This is a genomic window from Lachnoclostridium sp. (genome assembly GCF_031997925.1).
In the GTDB taxonomy this organism is placed as follows: domain Bacteria; phylum Bacillota; class Clostridia; order Lachnospirales; family Lachnospiraceae; genus Lachnoclostridium.
Window position 1 is genome coordinate 53,243 of record NZ_DAMADT010000015.1, and the last position, 7,171, is coordinate 60,413.

General features: G+C 33.9%; 6 protein-coding genes and 1 other annotated feature. Of the genes, 4 read left to right on the plus strand and 2 right to left on the minus strand.

Translation table 11 applies throughout. From position 1 onward, the window contains the following. Both RTP52_RS11250 and RTP52_RS11255 read right to left on the minus strand, forming a co-directional pair. The coding region (locus tag RTP52_RS11250) for a hypothetical protein (RefSeq protein WP_312371343.1) at positions 1–184 on the minus strand (184 nt) is incomplete at its 3' end. Positions 185–196: 12 nt separating this feature from the next. Continuing rightward, a complete protein-coding gene (locus tag RTP52_RS11255; RefSeq protein WP_312371345.1) occupies positions 197–775 on the minus strand; it encodes a TetR/AcrR family transcriptional regulator in 579 nt (192 codons plus the stop codon). Positions 776–1,147: 372 nt separating this feature from the next. Then, positions 1,148–1,369 (plus strand) — a binding site (T-box leader). 75 nt (positions 1,370–1,444) lie between these two features. Here RTP52_RS11255 and thrS point away from each other — a divergent pair. From thrS to RTP52_RS11275, 4 genes are all read left to right on the plus strand, one after another. Further along, the gene (gene thrS / locus RTP52_RS11260) at positions 1,445–3,202 is read left to right on the plus strand and encodes a threonine--tRNA ligase (RefSeq protein ID WP_312371347.1); all 1,758 of its coding nucleotides are present in this window, start codon (positions 1,445–1,447) and stop codon (positions 3,200–3,202) included. Positions 3,203–3,868: 666 nt separating this feature from the next. Beyond that, positions 3,869–6,016, plus strand: coding sequence for a pectate lyase family protein (locus tag RTP52_RS11265; RefSeq protein ID WP_312371348.1), 2,148 nt, complete (start codon positions 3,869–3,871; stop codon positions 6,014–6,016). Between the two features lie 379 nt (positions 6,017–6,395). Continuing rightward, entirely contained in the window at positions 6,396–6,869 is a 474-nt protein-coding gene (locus RTP52_RS11270) for a glutathione peroxidase (protein WP_312371350.1), read from the plus strand. 102 nt (positions 6,870–6,971) lie between these two features. Then, positions 6,972–7,171, plus strand: a 200-nt coding sequence (locus RTP52_RS11275; protein ID WP_331661395.1) for a redoxin domain-containing protein, incomplete at its 3' end; no start/stop codon positions are given.

Genomic DNA, 7,171 nt, shown 5'->3' on the forward strand with positions numbered 1-7,171 from the left:
CCATGCCAAAAACAGTACTTTGTATTATACCATAAATTCCAATACAGATTAAGATACCACCTAACCCCATACCAATGGTGGAACCAATCTTTGCAACCTTTTTGTTTGGGTATAATCCGCTACTAGCTCTTTTTGCAAGATCCATATATTTTTTTGTATGCTTCCTTACATCTAATCTTTCCATGGTTAGTACCTCCTAATCAAATATATCATTAATTAAATGATCAATCATAAATTCAAAAACTTTTGTTGCGTCACATAGCATATTATCTTTTTGAGAAATGCTAGATAGCATTGCCATCAAAAGAGAAATAGCTAAATCTTCATCAATTTTTAGGGAGAGGAAGGGCTTGTGAAGCATATATTTTGTACTAATATAACTGTTGTCGTTTAATTCTTGGCGTTGTTGTTCACTTAGCTTATGAAAGAAACTTAAAAAATCGGGATTTTTCGTGTCATACATGAAACTACTTTTGCTGTATTCCAAATAGATTTCTTTTAATGCTTCTGCAATACCGTATTTGCTCTGATTTTGTGATATTCGTTCTTCCACACTTTCATAAAGTTGTTTTTGCGTGTCTTTGATAACTTGATAAAAGAGTGCCTCTTTTGAATCAAAAAAATTATAAAAGGACCCTTTAGAAATACCAACATCATTACAAAGAGTATCAATACTGGTTTTCTTGTAGCCATATTTTTGCCAACTCGATTTACATTCTTTCATCAGTTTTTCTGTAATTACTTTTTTCTCTTCCTCAGCGAATCCTTTCGGCATGAAAAACCTCCTATATTTACATATGACTATTTAAGTGTTTATAGTCATATAAATTATATCTTATTTAAGAAATATAGTCAATGTATTTTTAATCCATAAACCACAGACTATTAGAGAGCAAACAGTCTAACAGTTAATTTTCATAAATAATGATGAAAGGAGCTTAAATAATGATGAAAGGTACTTATATAATGACGAAGGAGCTTAAATAATGATAAAAGGTACTTATATAATAAAAGGTACTTATATAATAAAAGGTTCTTATATAATATTGAAGGGAACTTAAATAATAATGAAAAGCTATCTTAAATAATAATGAAAAGTTATCTTGACATATCTAACTTTCATCATTATAATGTCTTCAATAGCATAAGAAAAGCAATGACGGAAAGAGTAGTTTATCGGAAACATACAGAGAGAAAAACATTAGGTGGGAGTTTTTTATGAAGGAAGATAGACGAAAACCATTCCAGAGCTGTAGCGCTGAAACGTAGTAAGTGCTACCGTATGCCTGCGTTAAAGGATAGGATTTGATAGAATCTGAAGTGAAAAGTTAAGGTGGAACCGTGCAGTAGGATTATTTGCACCCTTAAGAGTGGTAGATTACCATGCTCTTTTGGGTGCTTTTCTTATGCTTTTTATTCAAATTTTGAAAGGAGAGCAATGAAAATGAAAGTAATACGAAAGGATGGTTCCATTGTAGAACGAAAATTTGAGGAATTGGAAGGAAGGGAGGCATTTTGGCATACGAGTGCACATGTATTAGCACAAGCGGTAAAAAGACTATATCCAACAACGAAATGTGCCATAGGTCCGTCGATTGAGCAAGGGTTTTATTATGATTTTGAGTTTGACTTTAATTTTACAGCAGAACATCTTCAAAAAGTTGAGGATATGATGAAGACGATTATCGAAGAATCTCTCGTCCTTCAACAATTTATATTGTCTCGTGAAGAAGCATTCCATTTTCTAGAGAAGAAGGAGGAGCCATATAAACTAGAATTATTGAATGAGTTGCCATGTAATGCGAAAATTAGTTTTTTTGAGCAAGGTGAATTTGTTGATCTATGTTCAGGGCCTCACCTTAGTAATGTCAGTTATATTAAGGCTTTAAAGCTAACTCAGGTTGCCGGTGCTTATTGGAGAGGGAAGGAAGAGAATAAAATGCTTACAAGAATTTATGGAACTTCTTTTTCAAGAAAATCCGACCTTGAGACATATTTAAAGCAACAGGAAGAAGCAAAACTTAGGGATCATCGAAAACTTGGCAAAGAACTGGAGTTATTTACATTTATGGAGGAAGGGCCTGGTTTCCCATTTTTTTTACCAAAGGGTATGGTGATAAAGAATCTCTTACTGGACTATTGGAGAGCTCTTCATGAACGAGAAGGTTATGTAGAAATATCAACACCTATGATACTCAATCGTAAATTATGGGAAACATCAGGGCATTGGGATCATTATAAAGAAAACATGTATCTAACTAATATTGACGATGACATCTATGCAATAAAGCCAATGAATTGCCCCGGAGGAATGCTTGTTTATGGGAGTAAACCACGTTCTTACAAGGAGCTTCCACTTCGTTTCGGTGAATTAGGATTGGTGCATCGCTATGAGAAGTCAGGGCAGCTTCATGGGCTTATGAGAGTGCGATGCTTTACGCAAGACGATGCTCACATCTTTATGGCAGAAGAACAAATTAAAGAAGAAATTAAAGGTGTTATCCGTCTAACAGACGAGGTTTATAAAAAATTTGGATTTACCTATCATGTCGAGCTATCAACACGTCCGGAAAACAGTATTGGTTCCTTGGAAGACTGGGAACTCGCAACAAATGCATTAAAAACGGCTTTGGAAGAGATGGAGCTTCCTTACTTGATTAATGAGGGAGATGGTGCATTTTATGGACCTAAGATCGATTTTCATTTAAAAGATTCCATCGGAAGAACTTGGCAATGCGGAAGTATTCAGTTAGATTTTCAGTTACCCCTCCGATTTGGGGTAGAATATATTGGTGCTGACGGGGAAGTCCATCGCCCTATTATGATTCATCGTGTTATATTTGGTTCCATCGAGCGATTCTTTGGAATTCTAATTGAACACTATGCAGGCAAATTTCCAACTTGGTTAGCACCGGTACAGGTTAAGGTGTTAACAGTATCGGAGCAGTTTAATGACTATGCTAAAGATATTATTAAGGAATTAAAGCTACAAGGAATACGAGCTAGTCTCGATAGCCGTAGTGAAAAACTGGGATATAAAATAAGAGAGGCAAGGCTTGATAAGATACCGTATGTTTTAATTATTGGACAAAAGGAAATGGAGAGTAAGAAAATATCGGTGTGGAACCGTGAAGAAGGAGACTTAGGTGAATTTTTAATTGGAGATGTTGTTAACTTAATTAATAAAGATACTATGTTATAATATTAGAAATATCATGAGTATTTTTATTACTATATTGGATATAAAGAAGCTATATTAAAAAGCTTATCAAAAGACTCCATCAAGAGGTTACATTAAGAAGGTGGATTAAGAAGGTGCGTTAAGAAGTTATATTAGGAAGCTACATCAAGAAGTTGCATTAAGAAGATACATTAAGAAGGTGGATTAAGAAGGTGCATTAAGAAGTTATATTAGGAAGCTACATCAAGAAGTTGCATTAGGAAGCTACATTAAGAAGCTCCTGTATGAAACTACATTAATAAGCTACTATACTATTAACAAGACTAAGGATTTGATAAAGTAAAACTTTTTGGGCTACTCAAAAGGATACTTTTATCAGATCCTTTTTTATTATTAACGTTTAACTTACGGAGATAAAATCACGACAAGACAGATAGAGAATAACAAACTTCTAAGGACTAATAAAATCAATTTATCTATATGCTTACCAGAATATTCTCCCACCTCTTAGGTGGGAGTACTTCTAAGAGGTGGGGCTTATCACTTAGCACTTTGAGAGTATATCACGTAGTACTTATTAACTATAGAAAGTAATTATCTGGAAGTATATATTGGGAATAGTTGGTTATATATGTAAGAGCTTACAATATATGGCCAATAATAATAAAGAGAAGGAGTTTTTTATCTATGTGGTTTACAAAAAAAGGGGTTTCAAAAGTAATTGCATGCTTGTTAGTAGCATCTACAGTATTTTATACACAAGTAGATCGAAACGCATCCTTAGCAGCAACTGTGGAAAGCAGTCAGGTAGTTTTAACTGAGTCTGGAGGATGCCTGGAATCCGCCTATGTTAAGTGGACACCAGTTACAACAGCAAGTGGCTACAATGTGTATTACAAAGGGGCAGGTGAATCTGATTCTGCGTATAAGCAAGTGGATAATGAACTGATACGTCAGTATTCTTCCTACTGTAGAGCAGAAGTATTAGGACTTAAAAAAGGTAATTACGTAATGAAAGTTGTTCCTCTCTTTGATAATAAGGAAACAACTACAATGGCGGTAACACAAACACTTTCTGTTTCAGAGCATGTCCGCGAGGGTTTTGCATTCGCGGCACAATCACCAATGGGTACGGGGTCCGGCGGTTATAACAATGATGGAACAGTTCCTACTAATTCACAAATCATCTATGTCACAAAAGATACTGTGAATACGCTTACATTAGATGTCATAACAAGCAGTAATGGAAGCACAACAAAAGCAATTGGATTAGCAGATGTTCTAACAAAAAGACAAAAGGGTTATGACAAGAGACCGTTAATCATTCGTTTCATTGGGAAGGTTACAGCAAGTGATATATCAGGACTTAACAGCACTGGCTATCTTCAGGTGAAAGGCTGTTATAATGTGACACTAGAAGGTGTCGGAGAAGATGCTACCTGCTATGGATGGGGAATCTTAATTAGAGAAGCACATAATGTAGAGGTAAGAAATCTTGGAATGATGCTTTTCCCAGATGATGGTATATCTCTTGATACAAACAATGAAAATATTTGGGTACATAACAATGACATTTTCTATGGTGCTGCAGGTAGTGATGCAGATCAAGTAAAAGGTGATGGCTCCTGTGACATAAAGGGATTCTCTAATTATGTAACAATTGCATATAACCACTTTTTTGATTCTGGAAAATCTTCTTTATGTGGAATGAGTGATACAAAAGAATTTTTTGTTACCTATCATCATAACTGGTTTGATCATTCGGATTCACGTCATCCACGTATTCGTGTAGGAACAATTCATATTTATAATAATTATTTTGATGGAAATTCAAAGTATGGTGTTGGAGTAACACAAGGTTCGTCAGTATTTGTAGAAGCAAATTATTTTAGAAATTGTAAATATCCGATGTTAATCTCTCTTCAGGGAACAGATGTATATGGCTCAAAAGAGGGTACTTTCTCTGGCGAAGCAGGAGGTATGATAAAGGCTTATAATAACACAGTAATTGGTGAAACAAGATTAGTTTATGCGGGGGAAAATGCTACAGAATTCGATGCATATCTAGCAACTAGCAGAAATGAAAAAGTAGCAAGTACTTATAAGACAGTAAGTGGTGGAAATACTTACAATAATTTTGATACAAATGCTTCTATGTATAGTTATACACCAGATGCTCCAGGGAATGTAGTAACGAAAGTTACAAAATATGCAGGAAGAACCAACGGCGGTGACTTTAAGTTTACCTTTAATAATTCAGTAGATGATACCTTAGACAGTGTTAATACGGTACTGATGAATGCAATCAAAAATTATAGTTCTGGTTTAATAAAAGTTGGTGGTAATTCGATTGTGATTACAAATCCAACGATAACTCCAGTACCAACCGTAACACCTACAGTTACACCAAAGCCAACACAAACACCAACAGTAACTCCAAATCCAACCGCAGTACCAACCGCAACTCCGGTACCAACTGTTACACCGGCTCCACAGAATTCCTATGTCCATAACTTTACTACAGATGCATTAACAAGTAATTTCTATAACATTCAAGGAAATCTGTCAACATCCAAGGGTTCTGTTGTTTATAATAACCTTACTTTAACTACTTGTTTAAAGATGGAATCCACAACAAAGATATCATTTACAGCGGCTTCATCTTCATTACTTAAACTGGTATTTAATTCAGATTGTAACCTAATGATTACAGTAGATGGAACAGATTATAAAATTAATAATGGTATTCTCGAACTTAATTTATCAACGGGTTCCCATGCCATAACGAAGAAGGATACAAATGTAAATCTTTATTATATGAGCGTTTCAAAATAATAAAATAATATTATAAAAATGAGCTGTTGTAAATCTCTATTACAACAGCTCTTAACTATTAAAAGCAGCTCTTTTTTGAATTGTTATCTTGGGGCTAGGTACTAAATAAAATTAATATAGTGTAAAGAACCAAAGCTTATGGAAAAAGGTATGTTGTATAAAAAAAATAAAATTTTGGTGTAGAGTATTGACAGAACAAATTTAATTGTATACAATCTAATTATAAAAATTGTAAACAATTTAATTTAGAGCAATGCAAAATTTAAGTTTGATGATTAAATTCTATCAATTTAAATTAAAAATTTTCTAATTTAAGGTAATCAATTTTTATCAATTAATATTAAAAGTGATATCAAAGCAATGTGATTGGAGGTAAATTATGAGTATATATCAATACAATGTAAAAGATGGAAAAGGCAATCTAGTTTCATTAAAGGAATATCGCGGTAAGGTGTTATTAATAGTGAATACTGCAACACAATGCGGATTTACTCCTCAATATAAAAGCCTTCAAACACTTTATGAAAAATATCAGCAATTGGGATTTGAAATACTAGACTTTCCGTGCAACCAGTTTGGGAATCAAGCCCCGGGTAGTAATGAAGAAATAGCAAGCTTCTGTGAATTAAAATATAATACTACATTTCGTCAGTTTGCAAAAATTAATGTCAATGGGATTAAGGAAGAACCTCTGTTTACCTATTTAAAATCACAACAAAGTGGAGTATTAGGAGAAAAAATTAAATGGAACTTTACCAAATTTTTAGTAGACAGAAACGGGAATGTAGTAGAACGATTTGCACCAAAAACTACACCAGAAAAAATGGAAGATAAAATAAAGGTATTATTATAAGAATAGAAAGTAACGTAACGCGTGTTTTAACAAATGTGAGAAGAGCACGTATGGCATATCAACATGTGATAATCGATAAGGATCGATAGATAGGAGAAAAATATGAGTATTTATGATTTTGAAGTTCGTACAGTAGAAGGAAATAAAGTTTCGTTAGGAGAATTTAGGGGCAAGGTACTCCTTATTGTAAATAGTGCTACACAATGTGGATTTACACCGCAGTATGATAAATTACAGGATATGTATGAGAAATATGCTAAGGATGGCTTTGTGATTCTAGACTTCCCATGTAATCAGTTTGG